Source organism: Brevundimonas naejangsanensis (genome assembly GCF_003627995.1).
Classification (GTDB): domain Bacteria; phylum Pseudomonadota; class Alphaproteobacteria; order Caulobacterales; family Caulobacteraceae; genus Brevundimonas; species Brevundimonas naejangsanensis_B.
On sequence record NZ_CP032707.1, the window covers coordinates 1,913,086 to 1,935,393 of the forward strand.

Genomic DNA, 22,308 nt, shown 5'->3' on the forward strand with positions numbered 1-22,308 from the left:
AAATGTGGGAACCCTTTTCCGCGCAACCCGCTCCCTAGGCTCAGTTTCCGTCCCGAGAGGTCAGACCCATGGATCAACAGTTCAACGTCGTGGACGAGGTCCGCAAGCACCCTGGCATCGCCGCAGGCGTCGTCGCCGTCCTGGCTGGGGTGGGGCTGGCGGCCCTGCTGCTGAACCAGCGCAGCGGCCCGACCCGCTATGAACGGCTGAAGACCCGGATGGACCCGCGGGGCTGGTTCGACGCCGAGGCCCTGCGCCACCGCTTTGACGACATCGCGCGCGGGGTGCGCCACCGCGGGGACGACGAGTCGGGTCGCGCGGCCGATCCGGGCGACTACTTCGGACTGCGAACGGGTCGGTTCGGCGCCGAGACGCGCCATCGCGCCGACGAATGGCTCCGTCGCGCCAAGCGCAAGTCGCGCAAGCCCATGCGCCGTTACGCCAGGCAGGCGCGGCGCTACGCCGAGGACGCGGGCGATTTCGCGCGGGATCACGCCAAGGAGGGCGGCGCCCTGCTGGCGATGGCCACCATCGCCGCGGCCATCGGCGCCGCGGCCCTCGACAGCCGCCGTCGCGGCGACGGATTGCGCGGCCTGGGAAAGATCTGAGCGTTACGGCAAAAATCATGCGGAAAGGGGCGCTTCGGCGTCCCTTTTCATTGCTGCGAGTGCGAAGGCGGGTTAGAGCCCGCGCATGATCTCGCCCATCTTCATCTTCGACTTCGATTCCACCCTGGTTCGCATCGAGACGCTGGAGGCGCTGGCCGATCTGGCGCTTCGCGACGCGCCAGACGCCGCCGAGCGCAAGGCGCGGATCGCGGCCCTGACCGACGACGCCATGAACGGCCGCATCGACTTCGGTTCGGCCCTGAAGCAGAGGCTGGACCTGCTGGCGCTGCGCCGCGAGCACGTGGAGGCCTTGGCCGACCGCATCCTGGACGAGGCGACCGTGTCGGTCCGCCGCAACGTCGACTTCTTCCAGCGCGACGCCGAGCGCATCTACATCATGTCCGGCGGCTTCCGCGAGGTGATCGCCCCCCTGGCCGAGCGGCTGGGCGTGGCGGCCGACCATGTGCTGGCCAACGACCTGATCTATGACGACGAAGGCCGGGTGACGGGCGTGGATGAGGCCAACCCCCTGTCGCGCGACAACGGCAAGCCCGAGGTCATCAAGGCCCTGAACCTGGCCGAGACGCTGGGCGGCCCGGTGGTCATGGTCGGCGACGGCTGGACCGACGCCGAGGTCAAGCTGAAGGGCGCGGCCGACCGCTTCTACGCCTTCACCGAGATCGAACGCCGCCCCAAGGTGATGGAGGTCGCCGACGCGATCGCCGCCTCCCTGGACGAGGTGCTGCACGCCGAGGGCGTGGCCGGGCGCTGGTCCTATCCGCGCAACCGCATCCGCATGCTGCTGCTGGAGAACATCCACCCCGCCGCCGTCGAGCGGCTGGAGGAGGCCGGCTATACCGTCGAGACCATGAAGGGCGCGCTGGACGAGGACGACCTGATCGCGGCGATCAAGGGCGTGCACGTCCTGGGCATCCGCTCCAAGACTAACCTCAGCCGCCGGGTGCTGGAGCACGCCGACCGCCTGTTGGCCGTCGCCGCCTTCTGCATCGGCACCAACCAGATCGACCTGGACGCGGCCGCCGACAAGGGCGTGGCCGTGTTCAACGCCCCCTATTCCAACACCCGCTCGGTGGTCGAGCTGGCCATCGGCCTGACGGTCGCCCTGATGCGCGACGTGGCCGACAAGTCGGCGGCCATGCACCGGGGCGAGTGGAACAAGTCGGCCACGGGCTCGCGCGAGCTGCGCGGCAAGACCCTGGGCATCGTCGGCTACGGCGCCATCGGCAGCCAGCTGTCGGTCCTGGCCGAGGGCCTGGGCATGCGGGTCATCTTCCACGACCTGTCCGAGCGGCTGGCCCTGGGCAATGCGCGGCGGATGCGCTCGCTGGACGCCCTGCTGGCCGAAGCCGACGTGATCAGCCTGCACGTCGACGGCCGCAAGGAAAACACGGCGATCATCGGCGCCGCCCAGTTCGCCCGCATGAAGCCCGGCGCCCTGTTCCTGAACCTGTCGCGCGGCCATGTGGTCGACGTCGACGCCCTGGCCGAGGCGCTGACGTCCGGCCGCCTGGGCGGGGCGGCGGTCGACGTCTTCCCCGAGGAGCCGCGCACCAACGCCGATCCGTTCGACAGCCCCCTGCGCGGTCTGCGGAACATGATCCTGACGCCGCACATCGGCGGCTCGACCGAGGAGGCGCAGGAGGCCATCGCCGAGTTCGCGGCCGAACGGCTGCTGGGCTATCTGAACCGCGGCGACACCACCTTCTGCGTCAACCTGCCGAACGTGCAACTGGCCGAGGTGACGCGCGCCCACCGCCTGCTGCACATCCACAGGAACCAGCCCGGCGTCCTGGCCGAGCTGAACCGCGCCCTGTCGGACGCGGGGCTGAACATCCTGGGCCAGCACCTGAAGACGGACGAGCGCACCGGCTACGTCATCACCGACGTGGACCGTGACTACGACCGCGAGGCGCTGAAGGCGCTGAAGCTTCTACCGGGCACGATCCGCTTCCGCATGCTTCACTGATCGTTGTTCACTTTCCCTAAGGTTATCTTGCGTCCGGCCAAAAGCGGCGCAGAGTGACGCTTAACGGCCGCATACTGACGGTCGGTGGGAGGGAAATCGATGTCTCGTCTTCTTTGCGGAGCGGCCCTGGCCGCCCTGACGTGCGCCGTCGTGTCGGCGGCGGGCGCCGCCTCGGCCCAGAGCTACGGCCGTCTGGTGGTGTTCGGCGACAGCCTGTCGGACAACGGCAACCTGTATCTGGCGACGGGCGGGGCGACCCCCGCCTCGCCGCCCTATGGCGCGGGGCGATTCTCCAATGGGCCGGTCTTCACGGAGCGGCTGGGCTTCAGCGCCGCCCACTTCACGGGGCCGGTGACGGGCAGCATCAACTACGCCTTCGGCGGGGCGCGCACCGACAGTCAGGCCATGCCCCTGGGGATGCGGCTGCAGATGGCGGATTATCAGGCGCGCGGCGGCAAGTTCGGGCCGAACGATCTGGTCAGCGTCCTGGGCGGGGCGAACAACATCTTCCAGGGCCTGCCGGCGGCCGGGGCCTCTCCCAATCCGCAGGGCGCCATCGCCCCCGTGGCCCTGGCGGCGGCGGCCGACATGAATTTCATCGTCGGTTCCATCGCCCAGGCCGGGGCGGGGACCATCCTGGTCACCAACCTGCCCAAGCTGAGCCTGACGCCGCAATTCCGGGCCACGCCCGCCGCGCCCCTGGCCGACTATGCGGTGACCACCTTCAACGGCGCCTTGCTGACCGGGCTGAACGCGACGGCGGCGGCGCGGCCGGGGACCAACATCATCGTGATGGACCTGTTCAAGGTCGGGGATGTGATCGCCAACAATCCCAGCGCCTTCGGCGTGACGAACATCACCCAGCCCTGTTTCAACGGCGTGACCGTGTGCTCGAACCCGGACAGCTACTTCTATTTCGACGGGGTGCACCCGACGGCCAAGGGTCATGCGGTGATCGCGCAACTGGCCAACGACTACCTCTACTACGGCGACATGGGCAGCCAGACGGCCGTGCTGGGCGAGACGGCCTGGCGTCACCGCGAGGACGCCCTGGACGGCTCGACCGCGGCCCTGTCGGGGCGTGAGGCGTGGACGGCGGGGACCTCCATCTCGGTCGACGCCCTGGCGGACAAGACCGAGACCGATGCGCGCGGCGCGGTCGGCGAGGCGACGTCCGACGGCTATGGCGTGCGCATCGCCCTGGAGTCGGGGACCGAAACCCTGCGCTTCGGCATGGCGGGCTCCTATCGCAACGCCGACGTGGACGCGGGCGCCCTGCGCGCCGACATCGACAGCTTCGGCCTGGACATCTACGGCGGCTGGCGCTCGGACGGCCTGTTCGTCAATGCGGCGGCGGGCGTGGCCCAGGACGACTTCAACGACATCAACCGCCTGACCGCCCTGGCGCCCATCGTCCATACGGGCTCGACGCGCGGAGTCTCCACCGGGGCGCGGCTGCAGGGCGGGATGTGGTTCGACATGGGCGGCTTCGCCGTGTCGCCGCGCGCCGCCGTGGCCTGGATCAACAGCGACGTGGACGCCTTCGACGAGCAGGGGCCGGCGGCGCAATACGCCTATCGCGACCGCTCGGTGCAGGCGACGACGGCCGAGATCGCCCTGCGCGCCGAGGGCGGGAGCGACCGCGTCCGCTTCTTCGTCGAGGGCGGCTATCGCGACAGTCTGAGCGACGACAGCGACGCCGTGCGCACCGGCATCGTCGGCAACCCGGCCCAGGTCCTGGCGCGCGAGGTCGACCTGCCGTTCGGCGGCCAGGTGCTTGCCGCCGCCGGTCTGGAAGGCGTGATCATGGACCGGTTCAAGGTGTCGGTCGGCTACAAGGGCCGCTTCGGCGACCATGCCGACAGCCATATGGCGGCGGTGCGGTTGACCCTGCCGCTGTAGGTTAAGCGTGGCTCCCCCTTCCCCTCGATGGGGGAAGGGTGGGGGATGGGGTGGGCGCGCAACGGAAGCGCAGGCCTAGGTGGCGCGATGTCTCCCGAGCTCTTCGGGAAACCGCCTGCCTTCATCCCCACCCAACCCTCCCCATCGAGGGGGAGGGCTTTGAGTCCTCCTTGTCGCCCTCCGGGCGCCCTATTCATGTCCCGGTGAAATTGTAAAGCGGCCAAATCCGGCCGTCGGCGACCGATTTCGCCACCGCGCGTCCAGCGTATCCGTGACGGCTCCCGCGCTTTCGAAGCGCCCAGAAAAACGAGTCGTCGAGTATGCGTTTACTGCCCCCGGCCGTAAGGCCGCATGTGATCCGCTTTGGCCAGATGGGTGTCCTGGCCGGCGTCGCCGTCCTGGCCATGGCCGCCGCTCCCGTCGGGATGATCGCCGCCGCGCCCGAGACGGTGGTGGACATTTCCGCCCCGGCCGCCCCGCCGGTGAAGGCGGTGGCCGAACCGGCCGGTCCCCTGATGCGCAAGATCCTCTTCGAGGCCCCGGTGAAGGGCCGCCCCATCAATTCCGGCTTCGGGTTGCGCAAGCTGGCCATCGAGGCCAAGGCGCGGGCGCACAAGGGCGTGGATATCGCCGCCCCCACCGGCACGGGCGTCTTCACCACGGCCGAGGGCCAGGTGTTGCGCGCGGGCTATCAGGCGGGCGGCTATGGCAACTTCATCGAGGTGAAGCACCCCAACGGCCTGTCCAGCGTCTATGGCCACCTCAGCCGCATCGACGTGCACACGGGCCAGAAGGTGGCGGCGGGCGAGCGCATCGGCCTGGTCGGCTCGACCGGCTATTCGACCGGCCCGCACCTGCATTTCGAGGTGCGCCGCAACGGCGGCCAGGTCAACCCGACCAAGGTCGTCGGCCAGAGCTTCGATGTCCCGGTGAAGGCGCCGCTCTGACCGCATCAGGCGGCGCCTTCTCTATGCTTCGTCATCCTCGGGCTTGTCCCGAGGATCCAGAAACCCAGGCGGTTGTCGGTAGGCGTCGGCCTTCGATTTCTATCGTCGAGTCTATGGATCCTCGGGACAAGCCCGAGGATGACGATGGGGGGCTGCCTCGCATGACCAATCGGTAATGTAAAAGTTGCTTTACGCGAAGCGGTTCGCGCCCTTACCCTCAATCCCTGACTTAAGCAGGGGGACCGGATGGTCGCGGCGCTGACGCTGGACGAAATCAGCAAGAGATACGGAGGCTTCCAGGCGGTCTCCGACCTGAGCTTCCAGGTCGAGAAGGGATCGATCTGCGGCTTTCTGGGGCCGAACGGGGCGGGCAAGACCTCGACCCTGCGGATGATCCTGGGCCTGCAGCCGGCGACCAGCGGCCGCATCGACATCCTGGGCGAGGACGACGGGCGCAAGGTGCGCGACCGGATCGGCTTCCTGCCCGAGGAGCGGGGCCTCTACAAGAAGATGACGCCGGTGGACGCCATCGCCTTCTTCGGCGCCCTGAAGGGCCTGCCACTGCCCGAGGGGCGCCGTCGCGGCCGCGAGATGCTGGAGCAGATGGGTCTGGGCGAGGCCAGCAAGAAGAAGATGAAGGAGCTGTCCAAGGGGATGGCCCAGAAGGTCCAGTTGATCGCCTCGGTGGTGCATCAGCCGGAGTTCGTGATCCTGGACGAGCCGTTCTCGGGCCTGGACCCCATGAACCAGCAGGGGCTGGAGGCCATGATCCGCGCCCTGGCCGACAACGGGGCGACAGTGCTGTTCTCGACCCACGTCATGCAGCACGCCGAGCGTCTGTGCGACAAGGTGGTGCTGCTGGCCCGCGGGCGTAAGGCGTTCGAGGGCACGGTGGACGAGGCGCGGGCGACCTCGCCGCGCTTCCTGGAGCTGGAAGGGGCGCTGGACCGGAACGCGGTCGCGGCCCTGCCGGGCGTCGGCGGCATCGAGACGCTGGCCGAAGACGGCGCCGTCAGCACCCTGCGCGTCGCCCTGACGCCGGGGGCCGAGGCGCAAGGCGCCCTGCGCGCCGCCTTCCTGGGCGGGCTGGACGTGCGGCGCTTCCAGATGAAGGAGCCGACCCTGCACGACGCCTTCATCGCCCTGACCGGCGACCACCCGGACGAGGACCAGTCCGTGGCCAAGACCAACACCCAGGCGGGGGCCGCCCGATGAGCCGCATTCTCCTGATCGCGCGCCGCGAGTTCCTGGCCTACGCCAAGACGGTCGGCTTCTGGCTGTCGCTTCTGGCCCTTCCACTGTTCGGCGTGCTGGGCGGCGCCATTCCCATGCTGATGAAGCACGCCGAGCCGGTGCGCGAGGCCGTCATCATCGACGAAACCCCGGCAGGGTCCGGCTTGGCGGCCGCCGTGCGTCAGGCGCTGGAGACGGAGCGCGGGCGCGCCGACATCGCCGCCTTGCGCCTGGCCGCCGTCCCCGAAGCCGGGATGGCCGGCGGCGACCGCGTGCGCGCGGCGGCCGAGCAGGGCGGTTTCGACGCCGGGCTGGAAGCCTTGCAGAAGGAGGCGCCGCGCGCGGCGGCCAGCTTCAAGACGCCCAAGCCCGACTTCGAACTCGTCGACGCGCCCGCCGATCTGGCCGCCGCCGCGCCGGGCGAAGCCCGCGACGCCCTGGCGCGCCGCTACGTCAGCGAGGACGCCCCCGAAGGCAAGAAGTTGAACGCCGTGGTCTTCCTGACCGAGGCGGACGGCAAGCCCGGCGCCCGCGTCTGGACCGGCCGCGCCACCGACGACGTGGTCGAGGACGCCGTCCGCGATGCGTTGAAGTCCGCCAACCGCAGTCGCGTCTTCGTCGCCAGGGGCATCGACCCGGCGGTAGTGACCGAAACCGAGAAGTTCCGACCCGATGTCTCGGTCTTCTCGCCGCGCGCGGCCTCGGGGGGCGAAGTGTCGTTCCGCGATAAGCTGCCGGTGGCCGTCGGCCTGGCGGTCGGCTTCATCCTGTGGTCGCTGATCATGACCGGGGCCTCCATCCTGCTGAACAGCGTGATGGAGGAGAAATCGAACAAGATCCTGGAGGTGCTGCTGTCCTCGGCCTCGGCGACAGAGATTCTGACGGGCAAGGTGCTGGGCGTGGCCCTGCTGACCCTGACCGTGCTCGGCGCCTGGGGCGGCATCGGCGCCGTCGGCGTGATCGCGGCGGCGCCGGATGTGGCGCGGGAGGTCGGATCGGTGCTGCTGACCAACGGCCTGTTCGTCTATTTCCTGTTGTTCCTGGTCGGGGGCTATCTGATGTACGCGGTGCTGTTCGCGGCCATCGGCGCCTTCTGTGACACGCCGCGTGACGCCCAGACCCTGATGGGGCCGATCATGATGGTGCTGATCGTGCCGATCCTGGTCATGCAGATGGCCATCCGCACCCCGGACGCCCTGCTGGTGAAGGTCATCAGCCTGATCCCGCCCTTCACCCCCTTCGTCATGGCCGCGCGCGCGCCCAGCGGGCCGCCCCTGATCGAGATCATCGGCGGCCTGGTCGGGATGTTCCTGTTCGCGGCCCTGATGGTCTGGGCGGCGGGCCGCGCCTTCCGCGCCGGCGCCCTGTCGGATGTGAAGCTGAGCTGGAAGAGCTTCGTGGGCGCCGTGACGGGGCGATGAGGCTTCCCCCAAGGGGGCTCGATTGGAAGCGGGAAGGCGGGCGTCTTCCCGCTTCTTCTTTGCCTGTTTCTTCTCTTCGTCATCCTCGGACTTGATCCGAGGATCGGGCGCGGTTCCGAATGCGACGCTGGATGGAAGGCGAGGCAGCGGACCACTCGATCCTCGGATCAAGTCCGAGGATGACGGCGAGAGGTGCGCGGAAATGCAGAGATCTTGTATCTCAGACAAAGAAAAGGCCGCCCCGGCGATCCGGGGCGGCCTTTGATCTTTCAGGCGTCAGCCGGTCTTAGCGACCGCGACCCTTCGGAGCCGGCAGCAGGCCTTCCCGCTGGGCGCGCTTGCGGGCCAGCTTGCGGGCGCGACGGACGGCCTCGGCCTTTTGGCGGGCGCGCTTTTCCGACGGCTTTTCGAAGTGCACGTGACGCTTCATTTCGCGGAAGCTGCCTTCGCGCTGCATCTTCTTCTTCAGGGCTTTCAGCGCCTGATCGACATTGTTGTCGCGGACAAAAATCTGAACCAGGGGTCTCTCTCCTTTGGCCGCCCGCCGCGTCCTTTCCAAGGGAGACGGGCAGACAAAACAAAACCACGCTCGAGAGGAAGCCCTCTCAAGTGAAGGCGCGCTGATACATGATCGGGGGGGGCATGTCCAGATCGTCGCGCCCAATCGTGATGGCTCGAAACGCCCGCCGGATGGGCGTATCGTGCCGCCCATGACCGAGACAGCCGAGACCGCTCCGAAAGGCGATTGGGCCGACCGCGCCGAACAGGCCGTTCTGGACGCGGCCATCGCGCGCGCGCCCGCGCTGGGGTGGAACGCGCGCCTGACGCGCGCCGCGTGCGAGGCGCAGGGGCTGTCGCTGGGCGACCAGGAGCTGCTGCTGCCCAATGGTGCGCGCGACCTGGCGGTCCTGCTGTCGCGCCGCCACGATGCCCGCGCCCTGAAGGCGCTGGAGGCCACGCCCGCCTCAACGATGAAGATTCGCGAGCGAATCGCCGCCGCCGTCTCGGCGCGGATGGAGGCGGGGGCCGAGGACATTGAAGCCGCCAAGCGCTGCGCGGGCTTCCTCAGCCTGCCGACCAACGTCGACCTGGGCTTCAAGCTGGCGTGGGAGACGGCGGATCATCTGTGGCGCTGGGCGGGCGACACGGCGACGGACCAGAATCACTACTCCAAGCGGGCGATTCTGGGCGGCATCCTGATTCCCGCCCTGACCATGCGCTGGTTCGACGGGCGCGAGGCGGCCGAAGCCTTCGTCGCCCGGAGGATCGATAACGTCATGGCCTTCGAGAAGTGGAAGGCGGGCAAGGACTTCGATGCGCCGGTGCGGACGATCACCGAGGCGCTGGGGCGGCTGAGATACGGGGCGAAGGCCTGACACCCTCTCCCATCGGGAGAGGGTCAGAGGATGCGATTCACGTGCGCCATCTTGCGCCCGGCGCGGGCCTCGCGCTTGCCGTAGAGGTGCAGGCGGGCGTTCGGCTCGGCGGCGAGGGTGCGCCATTGCTCGACCTCGTCGCCCAGCAGATTGGTCATCTCGACGCGGGCGTGGGCGGCGGTCGGGCCGAGGGGCCAGCCGACGACGGCGCGGACGTGCTGCTCGAACTGGTCGCAGACGCAGCCGTCCTGGGTCCAGTGGCCGGTGTTGTGGACGCGCGGGGCGACCTCGTTCACCAGCAGCTCTCCGTTCCCCATGTCGAACAGTTCGATGCCCATGACGCCGATGTAGTCGAGGCCGTCCAGGACTGCGGCGGCGATCTGTTCGGCGCGCGTCTGGGTGGCGGGATCGACGGCCGCGGGGGCGGTGGTGGTCTTCAGCACCCCGTTCTGGTGGACGTTCTCGCCCAGGGGATAGACGGCGACCGCGCCGTCGCGGCCGCGCGCGGCGATGACCGACAGCTCGCGCCGGAAGACGGCGGCGGCCTCCAGCACGGCGGGGCGGCGGCCGATGGCGTCGAAGGCGGCCTCGGCGTCAGCGGCGTGGCGAATCCAGGCCTGACCCTTGCCGTCATAGCCCTCACGACGGGTCTTCAGCAGGGCGGGCAGGCCCAGGCGGTCGATGGCGGCGGTCAGGTCGTCCAGCGTCGTCACGGCGGCGAAATCGACGGTCGGGGCGCCGACGGCGTTCAGATAGGTCTTCTCGTCCACCCGGTCCTGAGCCACGGCCAGCGCCGTCGGTCCCGGTGCGACCAGGGCGCCCGCTTCGGCCAGGGTCTCGACCGAGGCGGCGGGGACGTTCTCGAACTCGAAGGTGACGACGTCGCACAGGCGGCCCAGCGCCTGCAGCGCGTCGGGATCGTCATAGGGGGCGGTGATCTGGGCGCGGGCCACGCGCGCGGCCGGGCAGTCGGGCTCCGGGTCCAGGATCACGACGTCGAAGCCCAGGCGCTCGGCGGCCTGGGCCAGCATCCGGCCCAGCTGGCCCCCGCCGAGGACGCCGAGGGTGGATCCGGGGGGCAGGGGCAGGTCGGGCATCAGTCCTCGACGGTTTCGGCGACGGAATCGGTCTGGGCGGCGCGGAAGGCCGAGAGGCGCTCGGCCAGGGCGGGATCGGAGAGGGCCAGGATCTGCGCCGCCAGGATGCCGGCGTTGGCGGCGCCCGCCTCGCCGATGGCCAGGGTGGCGACGGGCACGCCGCCGGGCATCTGGACGATCGACAGTAGCGAATCGAGGCCCTTCAGCGCCTTGGACTGGACCGGCACGCCCAGCACCGGCAGGTCGGTCATCGAGGCGGCCATGCCCGGCAGGTGGGCCGCGCCGCCGGCGCCGGCGATGACGACCTTGAAGCCCTTGGCCTTGGCCGTGGTCGCGAAATCGTAGAGGCGCTGGGGGGTGCGGTGGGCGCTGACGACCTTGGCCTCCCAGGCGACGCCCAACTGGTCCAGGCGTTCGGCGGCCAGCTTCATCGTGGGCCAGTCGGACCGGCTGCCCATGATGATGGCGACAGGTGGCGTGGAGGCGGTCATGCGCAAAGGCTCCCCATGCGGAAAGCGGCCCGTTACAGCACCCGCGTTGCGCCCGCAACCGAGAGCGGTAGAGTCCGCCTCGTCGCGGGGCCTTGAGTCGGCCGGAAATGCGACGCCGGAGCCTGACTTGAACGACCTGGCCGAACAGACGACCGCTCCGGTTTCCGAAGCCGAACTGCACGCCGAGATCGCGCGCCTGCGCGCCGAGGCGGCGGCCCTGACCGAGCGGGCCGAGCGGGCCGAGGCCCTGGCCGACCATGATGTGCTGACGCCCGCGCTGAACCGGCGCGGCTTCATGACGGTGCTGGCGCGTAACCTGGCCTATTGCCGCCGCCACGGGGTCGAGGCGGCGCTGCTCTATCTCGACCTGGACGGGTTCAAGGGGATCAACGACAGCCGGGGCCATGCGGCGGGCGACGCGGCCCTGATCGCCGTGGCCGAACTGCTGCGGGCGAACGTGCGGGAATCGGACGCCGTCGGCCGCATGGGCGGGGACGAGTTCACGGTCGTGCTGATGAACGCGGGCGCCGAGGAAGGGCGCGAGAAGGCGCGGCGGCTGAACGCGGCCCTGGCCGAGGAGGGCTTCGTCTGGGACGGGGAGCGCCTGCCCCTGGGCGGCTCGTTCGGCGTGCGCGCCTATGCCGATCAGGCCGACGCCGAGGTCTGGCTGGCCGAGGCCGACGCGGCCATGTGGCTGAGGAAGAGGGCGCGGCCTGAGGCGACGCGTTGACATGCCTGATCTCCCTTCCCCCTCGATGGGGGAAGGGCAGGGGATGGGGGTGTACACGGGACGCTGAAGGACAAGGCGCGGGTGGCGCGTCGGCGTCTCCGCAGTCACATCGGCTTCCGCTCGCCAACACCCCCACCCAACCCTCCCCATCGAGGGGGAGGGCTTCAGCGGGTTCACCCGTTCAGCAGGCTCGAGCGGCGGCTGTAGAGTAGATAGACCGCCACCCCGATGACGTTCCAGATGACGAAATTGATCTGGGTCGAGGCCGGCAGGCTGAAGAACAGATAGACGCAGCCCAGGATGGCCACCGGCCCGACCAGCCACCAGACCGGGGCGCGGAAGACGCGCGGGCGGCCCGGCTCGCGGCGGCGCAGCACCATCAGGCACAGGCCGACCGAGGCGAAGGCCACCAGCGTCCCCGCATTGGCCAGGGCGGCCAGGTCGCCCAGGGGGATGAAGCCGGCGATGATCGCCATCAGCACGGCCGTGCCCGCCGTCACGCGCACCGGTCCGCCCGAGCGCTCGGACACATGGGCCAGGCCGCGTGGCAGCAGGCCGTCGCGCGCCATGACGAAGAAGATGCGGCTCTGGCCGAACATGAAGGCCAGGATGACGGTCGGCAGGGCGACGACGGCGGCGCCCGCGATCAGGGTGGCCCACAGGTCCGAACCGACGGTGCGGGCGATGTGCGACAGGGGCTCGGGCGACTTCATGAAGTCGGTGAAGGGCATGGCGCCCAGGGCGGCGACGGCCACGGCTATGTAGATGGCGACGCAGGCCACCATGGAGCCGATGATGCCGATGGTCAGGTCGCGGCCGGGGTTGCGGGTCTCTTCCGCCGCCGTCGCCACGGCGTCGAAGCCGTAGAAGGCGAAGAAGATGATGGCCGCCGCCGCCATGACCCCCATCTCGGCCCCGATCCCGTGCGAGAAGCCATAGGGCATGAAGGGCTTGAGGTTGGCCGGATTGAAGTGGGGCAGGGCGATCGCCACGAAGGCGATCAGGGCGGCGATCTTGACCACCACCAGGGCGGCGTTGATCGAGGCGCTCTCACGCGTGCCGGCGACCAGCAGGCCCGCCACGGCGGCGACGATGACCACGGCGGGCAGGTTGACGATGCCGCCCTGGGACGGGGCCGAGGTCAGCACGGCGGGCAGGCCCATGCCGATGCCCTCCATCATCCCCGAAAAATAGCCCGCCCAGCCGACGGCCACCGCCGAACAGACCACGGTGTATTCCAGGATCAGGCTCCACCCGACCATCCAGGCCGCGCCCTCGCCCAGGGTCGTGTAGGAATAGGTGTAGGCCGAGCCGGATTCCGGGATCATGGTCGCCAGTTCGGCGTAGGCCAGGGCGGCGCAGACGCAGACGATGCCGGCGATGACGAAGGCCAGCATGACCGCCGGTCCGGCGCGCTCGGCCCCGACGCCGATCAGGGTGTAGATGCCGGTCCCCACGATGGCGCCCACCCCCAGGGCCACCAGGTGCGGCCAGGACAGGGTCGGCTTCAACCCATGGCTCTTCGGCGCCCCGCCCCCAAGCGCGGGCAGGGCCTTGCGGCGTGTCACGAAACTCATGCGTCTCCCCCAGAGAGTCTTCGACTATGGAATAAGAATATTCGGTATAACGTCGATTTTTCGCAGCATTTTTGGCGTGCGTCTGAACGCACAAGCTTTGCTGCGACAGAAAAAACGACCCAAAGAGGCCGTTTCCCTACCCGATCCATGGATCATAAATTCAGATTTGCCGTAGAAACAACGCTTCTGTCGCGCGTACGGCCCGAATTTACATATTTCGAAGATGGCGTTCGGTTTTTGGGGCTGCTGTGAATTTTATTCCGTCGTGCCGCTAATATCCGAAACTCCTGCCTGCGATGGGGTGCTAGCGAATTAAAGACCGGCTGAGGGGCCGGCCATGCGCTGCCAGGGGCCGAGGGCCCCCGATCTTGGGAGGGATTGCGGCTTGCGGACGACGGTTGGGATGAAGGCCATCTTCAAGGGCGCGGGCGCGGCCTGCGCGGCGGCGCTGCTGCTGGCGGCGGGGACGCCGAGCGTGGTTTCGGCGCAAACACAGGCTCAGGCCGAGGCTCAGGCGGCCCCGGCGCGCGCTTCGCTGAATCCGGCGCCGGCGCGGCGCGCCGACGAAGGCTTCGGCCCCTATCCGCTGATGGTGGTGCGCGGCGCCATGCTGATCGACGGCACGGGCGCCCCCCCCATGGGGCCGGTCGACATCGTCATCGAGAACGACAAGATCACCGACATCATCCAGGCTGGCTGGCCGGGCCTGCCGGAGCGCGAGGGGCGTCCGCCGCTGAACGCCGCGCACGAGATCGACGCGCGCGGCATGTATGTCATGCCGGGCTTCGTCGACGCCCACGCCCACGGCGGCAGCCCGCAGAAGGCGCCGGACCTGGAGTATGTCTACAAGCTGTGGCTGGCCCACGGCGTGACGACGGTGCGCGGCGTCAGCCTGGCGCCGCATGACATCGCCGTGTCGGAGAAGGCCCGCTCGGCCCGGGGCGAGATCGTCGCTCCGCGCATCTACAACTATCAGACCCTGGGCTCGGGCTGGTCGCGCGGCCGCATCCGCAACCCCCAGATGGCGCGCGAGTGGGTGCGCTGGGGCGCGGCCAACGGCGTGGACGGGATCAAGTTCTTCCTGCGCGGCGACGAGACGCCCGAGGTGGTCCTGGCCGCCATCGACGAGGCCAAGAAGAACGGCATGGGCACGGTGGCCCACATCGCCCAGCCGGGCGTGGCCCAGCTGAACGCCGAGCAACTGGCGGCGGCGGGCCTGGGGACCATCACCCACTTCTACGGCCACTTCGAGTCGCTGCTGGGCGGGCGGACGATCCAGAACTATCCGACCGACTACAACTTCTACGACGAGCAGAAGCGCTTCGGCGAGGCGGCCGAGATCTGGGACGAGGTCGAGCCCGGCTCGCCGCAGTGGTACGCTTATCTGGAGGCCCAGAAGGAGACGGGCGTCGTCTTCGATCCGACGATGACCATCTATGCGGCGTCGCGCGACCTGATGCGGGCCCGCAACGCCCCCTGGCACCAGACCTACACCCTGCCGACGCTGGCGGACTATTTCCAGTCCACGCGCGACAACCACGGCAGCTACTTCTTCGACTGGACGACCTCGAACGAAGTGGCGTGGCGCCGCTTCTACGAGCGCTTCATGCGCCTGGTGAACGACTACAAGAAGGTCGGCGGCCGGGTGACGGTGGGCTCGGACTCGGGCTTCATCTGGAAGCTGTACGGCTTTGGCTACATCGAGGAGCTTGAGCTGCTGCAGGAGGCGGGCTTCCACCCGCTGGAGATCGTGCGCGCCGCGACCATGGACGGCGCCGCGACCCTGGCCGAGCCGACCGGCAAGGCGCCGACCTTCGGCATCGTGCGGCCCGGCATGAGCGCGGATCTGGTCATCACGACCGAGAATCCGCTGGCCAACTTCAAGACTCTGTACGGCACCGGCCATGAACGCCTGAGCCCCGAGAACCGCATCGAGACGGTCGGCGGGGTGCGTTGGACGGTGGCGCGGGGCGTCGCCTACGACGCGCCGGCCTTGCTGGCCGACGTGCGGGCCATGGTCGATCGGCAAAAGGCCGAACGAGAGGCTGCGCCCGCCGGGCGCTGATCCTGACTACCGACGGGCGCGCGCCGCATGGGGACGGCGCGCCTCTGTCTGCAAATCAAAAAACGAGGGGTGATCCAATGAGACTGTCCGCCTACCTGAAGACCGGCACCATGATCGCCGGCCTGGCCGTCGTGGCCGCCGCCCAGCCCGCCTGGGCGCAATCCGAAACGACGGACCCGTCGCCCGAGGCCAGCGCCGTCTCCGACATCGTGGTGACCGGTTCGCGCATCCGCCGCCCGAACGTCGAGGCCTCGACCCCGGTCAACGTCGTCGACGCCCAGGAAATCGAGAACATCGGCGTCACCAACCTGATCGACGCCATGGCGCGCCAGCCGCAGGTCGGCCTGGGCAGCTCGGCCTCCAGCACCACCAACACGGTGGCGGGCCAGGGCCTGGCGACGCTGAACCTGCGCAACCTGGGCGCCAGCCGCACCCTGGTGCTGGTCAACGGCCGCCGCCATGTGGCCGGGTCCAGCGGCACCAGCGCCGTCGACGTCAACACCATCTCCAAGACCACCATCGCCCGCGTCGACACGGTGACGGGCGGCTCGTCGGCGGTGTACGGCGCCGACGCCGTGGCCGGGGTGGTCAACTTCATCACCAAGCAGGACTTCGACGGCATCGCCGCCCAGGCGCAATACGGCTCGGCCGAAGGCCCGAACACCTATTACGGCTCGGTCGCCGTGGGCCGGAACTTCAACGACGGCCGGACCAACGTCATGGGCGCCGCCACCTATGACAAGACCGAGGGTCTGTACCGGCACGAGCGCGACTACGCGATGAGCGGCCTGGCCTACATCCCGAACCCGAACAAGAAGAGCCCGGACGACGGCCTGCCGTCCTTCATCATGGCGCGGGACGTCTATACCAACATCACCAACGACAGCTTCACCCCGGTGATCGTCACGCCGATCGGGGGGAACGCGGCCTACAGCCTGACCTTCACGCCGGACGGCAAGCTGGTCCCGTTCAATCGCGGCCAGATCGTGGTCGACGGCGCCGGGCGTCCGCAGAAGGTCTCGATCGGCGGCGACGGCTTCAAGTTCCGCGAAGACGCCTTGCGCACGCCGGTCGAGCGTTACGGCGGCGAACTGCAGATGCGCCACCAGTTCCAGCCGTCGAACGACTACATCACCGAGCTGAACCTGTTCGCCGAGGGCAAGTATTTCCACACCGAAGCGACAAGCCAGCGCGAGAACGGCACCTTCGCCGGCGACGTGGCGGGCACGGCGACGGGCAACGCCTATCGCATCCAGGCCGACAACGCCTTCCTGCCCGCCGACCTGAAGGCCATGCTGGCCGCCGCCGGAGTGGCGCGCTTCGACATCACCCGCAACGACCGCGACTTCGGCATCCGCACCTATGAGAGCGTGTACGACACCGCTCGCTTCGTGGCCGGGTTCGACGGCGCCTTCAGCAACGGCTGGCGGTTCGAAACCTACGTCAACTACGGCCAGACCGAGTCGGAGTTCACCAACTTCGACCGGCTGCAGAAGGAGTTCTACCAGTCGATCGACGCGGTGCTGGACCCGCTGTCCAACACCATCGTCTGTCGTGACGTCGCCGCCCGCGCCGCCGGGTGCAAGCCGCTGAACCTGTTCGGCGCCGGCGTCGCCTCGCAGGAGGCGATCGACTACTCCTACATCTACACGGTGCGGAACGATGTGACGCGCCAGTGGAACGCGGTGGCCAGCGTCAACGGCGAGCTGTTCTCCTATCCCTCGCTGTTCAGCGGGACGAGTCTGCCGGTCGCCTTCGCGGCGGGCGTGGAGTGGCGCAAGGAATACGCCCGCTCGGTGCCGGACGAGCGTTCGCAGAAGGGGCTGATCTTCCAGAACGCCCAGCAGATCACCGAGGGGCGCTATGAGTCCAAGGAGGTCTTCGGCGAGATCAACCTGCCGCTGCTGGCGGACGTTCCGTTCGTTCAGTACCTGGATCTGACGGCGGCCTATCGCTACCAGGACTACACCACCACGGGCGGCGACAGCAGCTATGGCCTGGGCCTGGAGTGGACGGTCAACCGCGACATCCGCTTCCGCGGCAACTACGCCAAGGCGGTGCGTTCGCCCAACATCAACGAACTGTTCGGCGGCGGCAGCGAAGGCTACAGCCTGATCGACGATCCCTGCGACGCGACGCGCTTGAACCTGGGCAGCGCCCCGGCCAACCGCAAGGCGAACTGCGCGGCCCTGGGCCTGAGCCCCAACTTCGTGCAGTCGACCGCGACGCGGCCGGTGGTCAGCCAGGGCAATCCCGACCTGAAACCGGAAGAGGGCGAGACCCTGACCCTGGGCGTGGTGCTGACGCCGTCGATCCTGCCGGGCTTCGCCCTGACGATCGACCACTACGACATCAAGATCAGCGACGTGATCGCCTCGCTGGGCTTCCGCAACATCATCAACAACTGCGTCGACAGCCCGGACCTGAACAACCCGTTCTGCGCCAGCGTGGCGCGCGGGGCCGACGGCAACATCACCCGCGTGCTGAACCAGGTGCTGAACGTGGCCGAGTACACCAACTCGGGCTGGGACGTGACCGCGTCCTATCGCACGGACCTGGCCAAGCTGGGGCTGCCGGACTACGGCTCGCTGTCGTTCAACGCCGCTGCCGGCTTCCTTGAGGATCTGACCTACGACCCGGTGCCCGGCGACGCCAGCGTGCGTGACGAGCAGGCGGGTGAACTGCCCAATCCCAAGCGCCGCATGAACTTCCGCGTCACCTGGGACTATGACCGCGTCTCGCTGTCCTACGCCAACCAGTATCTGGGCAGCATGGTCCGCAGCAACCAGGACCCGGCGGGCGCCTATGAGCCCTACAAGGCGCCGTCGTGGGTCACCCACGACCTCCGCGCCGAGTACCGCTTCGACAAGTTCTCGGTGTTCGCCGGGGTGAACAACTTCACCAACGAGGAGCCGCCGCAGACGCCGTTCACCTGGACCGGCACGTCGCTGAGCACCGGGTTCAACGGCAGCATCTACAACAACCTGGGCCGTTATGCTTACGTTGGCGTGAACGCCCGGTTCTGATCCGGCAAAAGGGAGGCCGCCCGTTCGCGGGCGGCCTCTCGCCTTGAGGGCGCCCGGGGCGTCCGCATCCACCTTGGGGGAGAGACAGTTGAAGACCCTGACCGCATATAGCGCCATCGCCGCCGCCGTCGGCGTGCTGGCGTTCGCCGCTCCGCTGACGACAGCGGCCGCTTCGGCGCCCGCCGCCGCTACCGTCGCCGCGCCGTCGGCGCTGGACGCCCAGTTCCAAGCCATCGCCGCCGAGGAATGGGCCTGGCGCCAGAAGGAGATGCCCTCGCGTGGCTCCCGGCCGACGACCCTGCCGGACGTCAGCGCCGCCACCCAGCAACGCCGCCTGGAGTACTGGACCGGCGTCCAGCGTCGCCTGGAGGCCATCGCCCCGGACCAGCTGTCGGCCTCGGAGCGGACCAACTACGCCGTTTACAAGCATCAGATCGACAACTTCGTCGATGACGGCCGTCACCGGCTGTACGAGATGCCCTTCAACTCGGACAGCTCCTTCTGGTCGTCGATCGCGGGCATGGGCAATGCGACCTACGCCACGGTCGAGGACTATGAGCGCTATCTGTCGCAGCTGCGCGACACGCCGCGCTACTTCGACCAGCAGATCGTCAATATGCGGGCCGGCCTGGCGCGCGGCTTCACCCAGCCCAAGGCCTCCCTGGTCGGGCGGGACGTGTCGATCCTGGCGGTGACCGAGCCGGCCGACGTGACGCAGAACCCCTTCTACAAGCCTTTCCTGGCCATGCCCGCGAACATGGCCGAGGCGGACAAGCAGCGCCTGCGCGCCGCCGCCGTCCAGGCGATCCAGCAGCAGGTCGTGCCCGCGCACCGCACCTTGCTGAATTTCATCCGCACCGAATATGTGCCGGGCGCGCGCGACACCTTGGGCGCCAACCGCCTGCCGAACGGCGACGACTTCTACCAGACGCAGATTCGCCAATACACCAGCGTCAACCTGACGCCGGACCAGATTCACCAGATCGGCCGGGCCGAGGTCGCCCGCATCCGCGCCGAGATGGAGGCGGTGATGCGCAGCACCGGCTACACCGGCAGCTTCGCCGAGTTCATCACCTTCCTGAAGACCGACCCCCAGTTCCACTACGAGAAGCCCGAGCACCTGCTGTGGCACGGCGCCTGGGTCATCAAGAAGGTGGACGGCAAGATGGGCCAGTATTTCAACCTGAAGCCGCGCGACACCTTCAGCCTGATCCCCGTGCCGGACAGCATCGCCCCCTTCTACACGGCCGGGCGCGGCGGCAACGGGACCTGCCTGCTGAACACCTACGACCTGCCTTCGCGGCCGCGCTACAACATCCCGGCGCTGACGGTGCACGAGTGCAATCCGGGCCACGCCTGGCACGGCGTCCTGCGCCGCGAGCACGCCAAGCTGCCCGAGTGGCGCTCGCAGGCGGGCATCTCGGCCTTCGGCGAGGGCTGGGCGCTCTACACCGAGAAGCTGGCCGTCGAGATGGGCATCTACGAAGACCCCTACGAGGACTTCGGCCGCCTGAACTACGAGATGTGGCGCGCCGCGCGCCTGGTGATCGACACCGGCCTGCACTCCAAGGGCTGGACGCGCGATCAGGCCATCGCCTTCCTGAGCGAGAACACGGCCCTGTCGGATCACGAGGTCGGCACCGAGATCGACCGCTACATCACCTGGCCCGGCCAGGCGCTGGCCTACAAGCTGGGCGAGATCGAGATCGTGCGCCTGCGCCGTAAGGCCGAGGCCGAGCTGGGCGCGGACTTCGACATCAAGGCCTTCCACGACCACCTGCTGGCCCTGGGCGTCGCCACCATCCCGGCCATGACCGCCGAGATGGAGGCCTTCATCGCCCAGTCCAAGGCCGCCGCGGGAACGCGCGCGGCGCAGTGACGGGGCAGTGACCGGGCCGAACCGCCGGTTGATCCGTTGCGGATCGGCCGGCGGTTTGTCAGTGTCGGGAATCTGTAAGGCGTAAGGGGAAGAGCGCATGAGCGCCGCGGACTACAAGCTGGACGAGGCCGACCGCCGCATCTTGCGGGTGCTGCAGCAGGACGGACGGATCACCAATCAGGATCTGGCCGCCGCCTGCAACATGTCGGCGTCGTCCTGTTTCGAGCGGGTGCGACGGCTGCGCGAGCGCGGCGTCATCACCGGCTATACGGCGCTGATCGATCCCAAATTCGCCGAGCGCGAACTGCTGATCTTCATCGAGGTGCTGCTAGACCGCACCACCTCGGACATCTTCGACCAGTTTGCCGAACGCATCCGCCGCTCGCCCGAGGTGCTGGAGTGCCACATGGTGGCCGGCGGCTTCGACTATCTGGTCAAGGTGCGCATGAAGGACATGGCCGCCTATCGCGCCTTCCTGGCCGACACCCTGATCGTCATGCCGGGCGTGCGCGAGACCCGCACCTATGCGGTGATGGAAGAGGTCAAGGACACTTCGGTCCTGCCGCTTTAAGCCGCTTCCCTCTCCCGGAGGGAGAGGGCGTCATTACGCAATTATGTCGGGCAGGATGCGGTCCTGAAGCTTCACGATCTCGTCGCGCAGGGCCAGCTTCTTGCGCTTGAGGCGGGCGATCATCAGCTGGTCGGGCGCCGGCATGAGGGACAGGGCCTCGATGGAGGCGTCCAGGTCGGCGTGCTCCTGCAGCAGCAGGGTGAGCTGCGCGCGCAGCTCCTTTTCCTCGTCGGACAAGATCGGTTCGTCGTCGTTCATCATCAGGCCCCGGACCGGGAGGATTATAGCTGAGCCGAGGTCAGGCCGGAAGCAGGTCGGCGAGGGCGCGCAGCGCTGGACGCGGCACGACGCGATCCCACAGGCGGGCCGTCTCGACCAGGGCGTCCAGGGGCGGGCGCGGCGCCTCGGCGGGAGCGGGCGCCAGGGCCTGCAGCCCTTCGAGCAGGTGGCGTTCGGCGGCCAGTTCAGCGGCCTTGACCTGGTCGCGCACGGCCAGGCGGGCCTCGGTCTCGAGATCGGGCACGGGAGCCTTCAGGGTGCGGCGCACGGCGCGCAGGGGGGCGATGGTCGTGGTCTGCCAGGCGCGGGCCGTGTCGCAGGCGGCCTCGATGGTTTCCTCGTCCGGGCGCCGGCCCGTGACGGCGGTCCAGGCGGCCCACAGCAGCAGGGGAACGTTCTGCTCGTGATAGTCCTGCAGCGACAGGCAGGCCTCGGCCGCGCCGGGCGCGGCGTAGGCGGCGCAGGCCCAGGTCCACAGATCGTCGCTCATGCCTCGGCTCCGCCCTTCAGGCCCTCCCAGCGACGCACGGCCGACCAGTCCAGGCCGAAGACGTCCAGCGCGCGGCCGACCGACTGATCGATCATCTGCTCCAGGCTGTCGGGCTTGGCGTAGAAGGCGGGCAGGGGCGGGGCGATGACGGCGCCCATCTCGGCCAGGGCCGTCATGGTGCGCAGATGGCCCAGGTGCAGCGGCGTTTCGCGCACCATCAGCACCAGGGGGCGGCGCTCCTTCAGCGTCACGTCGGCGGCGCGGGTCAGCAGGGTCGAGGTCACGCCCGTGGCGATCTCGCTCATGGTCCGCACCGAGCAGGGGGCCACGATCATGCCCAGGGTGCGGAAGGAGCCCGAGGCGATGGTCGCCCCAACGTCGTTCAACCGGTGGGCCACATCCGCCTTGGCCGTCAGCTGATCCGGGGTGAAATCCGTCTCCTGCGACAAAGTGAGCAGGGCCGCCCGGGTGACCACCAGATGGCTCTCCACGCCCAGTTCGCGCAGGGCGTCGAGCACGCGCGCGCCATAGACGACGCCGGAAGCGCCAGAGATTCCAACGACTAGCCGTGGCGGCGCAGGCGTCCGAACGGTCGTGTTCACAAGATCGGCCCTTTTGCTGTGCAACCT

General features: G+C 68.8%; 19 protein-coding genes. 12 read left to right on the plus strand and 7 right to left on the minus strand.

The genetic code is table 11. From position 1 onward, the window contains the following. Positions 1-68: 68 nt before the first annotated feature. From D8I30_RS09045 to D8I30_RS09070, 6 genes are all read left to right on the plus strand, one after another. A complete protein-coding gene (locus tag D8I30_RS09045; protein WP_121482456.1) occupies positions 69-608 on the plus strand; it encodes a hypothetical protein in 540 nt (179 codons plus the stop codon). 85 nt (positions 609-693) lie between these two features. Next, entirely contained in the window at positions 694-2,595 is a 1,902-nt protein-coding gene (gene serA / locus D8I30_RS15115) for a phosphoglycerate dehydrogenase (protein ID WP_121482457.1), read from the plus strand. Between the two features lie 99 nt (positions 2,596-2,694). After that, positions 2,695-4,497, plus strand: a complete 1,803-nt coding sequence (locus D8I30_RS09055; RefSeq protein WP_121482458.1) for an autotransporter domain-containing protein — start codon at positions 2,695-2,697, stop codon at positions 4,495-4,497. 320 nt (positions 4,498-4,817) lie between these two features. Beyond that, complete coding sequence (locus D8I30_RS09060) at positions 4,818-5,444, plus strand: M23 family metallopeptidase (RefSeq protein ID WP_121482459.1); 627 nt, start codon at positions 4,818-4,820, stop codon at positions 5,442-5,444. Between the two features lie 246 nt (positions 5,445-5,690). Continuing rightward, positions 5,691-6,659, plus strand: a complete 969-nt coding sequence (locus D8I30_RS09065; RefSeq protein WP_121482460.1) for an ABC transporter ATP-binding protein — start codon at positions 5,691-5,693, stop codon at positions 6,657-6,659. Next, positions 6,656-8,098: an ABC transporter permease gene (locus D8I30_RS09070; RefSeq protein ID WP_121482461.1), complete on the plus strand. Its 1,443-nt coding sequence runs from the start codon at positions 6,656-6,658 to the stop codon at positions 8,096-8,098. The genes D8I30_RS09065 and D8I30_RS09070 overlap by 4 nt, the downstream gene beginning before the upstream one ends. 286 nt (positions 8,099-8,384) lie before the next feature. Here D8I30_RS09070 and rpsU read toward each other — a convergent pair whose 3' ends face one another. Further along, positions 8,385-8,618: a 30S ribosomal protein S21 gene (gene rpsU, locus D8I30_RS09075; protein ID WP_087139870.1), complete on the minus strand. Its 234-nt coding sequence runs from the start codon at positions 8,616-8,618 to the stop codon at positions 8,385-8,387. A gap of 190 nt (positions 8,619-8,808) precedes the next feature. Here rpsU and D8I30_RS09080 point away from each other — a divergent pair, with 190 nt between their 5' ends. Then, positions 8,809-9,474: a COQ9 family protein gene (locus D8I30_RS09080; protein WP_121482462.1), complete on the plus strand. Its 666-nt coding sequence runs from the start codon at positions 8,809-8,811 to the stop codon at positions 9,472-9,474. Positions 9,475-9,497: 23 nt separating this feature from the next. Here the strand turns inward: D8I30_RS09080 and D8I30_RS09085 are convergent, their stop codons facing one another. Then, positions 9,498-10,571, minus strand: a complete 1,074-nt coding sequence (locus D8I30_RS09085) for a 5-(carboxyamino)imidazole ribonucleotide synthase (RefSeq protein WP_121482463.1) — start codon at positions 10,569-10,571, stop codon at positions 9,498-9,500. After that, positions 10,571-11,062, minus strand: coding sequence for a 5-(carboxyamino)imidazole ribonucleotide mutase (gene purE / locus D8I30_RS09090; RefSeq protein ID WP_121482464.1), 492 nt, complete (start codon positions 11,060-11,062; stop codon positions 10,571-10,573). The genes D8I30_RS09085 and purE overlap by 1 nt, the downstream gene beginning before the upstream one ends. A gap of 127 nt (positions 11,063-11,189) precedes the next feature. Between purE and D8I30_RS09095 the strand changes: the two genes are divergently transcribed. After that, positions 11,190-11,792 carry a GGDEF domain-containing protein gene (locus D8I30_RS09095; RefSeq protein ID WP_121482465.1) on the plus strand — a complete coding sequence of 201 codons (603 nt, stop codon included), beginning with the start codon at positions 11,190-11,192 and terminating at the stop codon, positions 11,790-11,792. 173 nt (positions 11,793-11,965) lie between these two features. Here the strand turns inward: D8I30_RS09095 and D8I30_RS09100 are convergent, their stop codons facing one another. Then, complete coding sequence (locus tag D8I30_RS09100; RefSeq protein ID WP_121482466.1) at positions 11,966-13,369, minus strand: amino acid permease; 1,404 nt, start codon at positions 13,367-13,369, stop codon at positions 11,966-11,968. Between the two features lie 385 nt (positions 13,370-13,754). On the opposite strand from D8I30_RS09100, the gene D8I30_RS09105 reads away from it, so the two are divergent. From D8I30_RS09105 to D8I30_RS09120, 4 genes are all read left to right on the plus strand, one after another. After that, entirely contained in the window at positions 13,755-15,434 is a 1,680-nt protein-coding gene (locus D8I30_RS09105; RefSeq protein WP_240387199.1) for an amidohydrolase family protein, read from the plus strand. 77 nt (positions 15,435-15,511) lie between these two features. Further along, entirely contained in the window at positions 15,512-18,460 is a 2,949-nt protein-coding gene (locus D8I30_RS09110) for a TonB-dependent receptor domain-containing protein (protein ID WP_121482467.1), read from the plus strand. An 88-nt stretch (positions 18,461-18,548) separates the two neighbouring features. Further along, the gene (locus D8I30_RS09115) at positions 18,549-20,339 is read left to right on the plus strand and encodes a DUF885 domain-containing protein (protein WP_205570685.1); all 1,791 of its coding nucleotides are present in this window, start codon (positions 18,549-18,551) and stop codon (positions 20,337-20,339) included. 97 nt (positions 20,340-20,436) lie between these two features. After that, on the plus strand, positions 20,437-20,910 hold the full coding sequence (locus tag D8I30_RS09120; protein WP_121482468.1) for an Lrp/AsnC ligand binding domain-containing protein: 474 nt from the start codon (positions 20,437-20,439) through the stop codon (positions 20,908-20,910). Between the two features lie 33 nt (positions 20,911-20,943). Here the strand turns inward: D8I30_RS09120 and D8I30_RS09125 are convergent, their stop codons facing one another. From D8I30_RS09125 to D8I30_RS09135, 3 genes are read right to left on the minus strand one after another with little or no spacing between them, the layout of a single operon-like run. Continuing rightward, on the minus strand, positions 20,944-21,168 hold the full coding sequence (locus D8I30_RS09125; RefSeq protein ID WP_121483473.1) for a YdcH family protein: 225 nt from the start codon (positions 21,166-21,168) through the stop codon (positions 20,944-20,946). A 40-nt stretch (positions 21,169-21,208) separates the two neighbouring features. Beyond that, positions 21,209-21,679, minus strand: coding sequence for a TIGR02444 family protein (locus D8I30_RS09130; protein ID WP_121482469.1), 471 nt, complete (start codon positions 21,677-21,679; stop codon positions 21,209-21,211). Continuing rightward, the gene (locus D8I30_RS09135) at positions 21,676-22,281 is read right to left on the minus strand and encodes a UbiX family flavin prenyltransferase (RefSeq protein WP_121482470.1); all 606 of its coding nucleotides are present in this window, start codon (positions 22,279-22,281) and stop codon (positions 21,676-21,678) included. The genes D8I30_RS09130 and D8I30_RS09135 overlap by 4 nt, the downstream gene beginning before the upstream one ends. Positions 22,282-22,308: the final 27 nt, after the last annotated feature.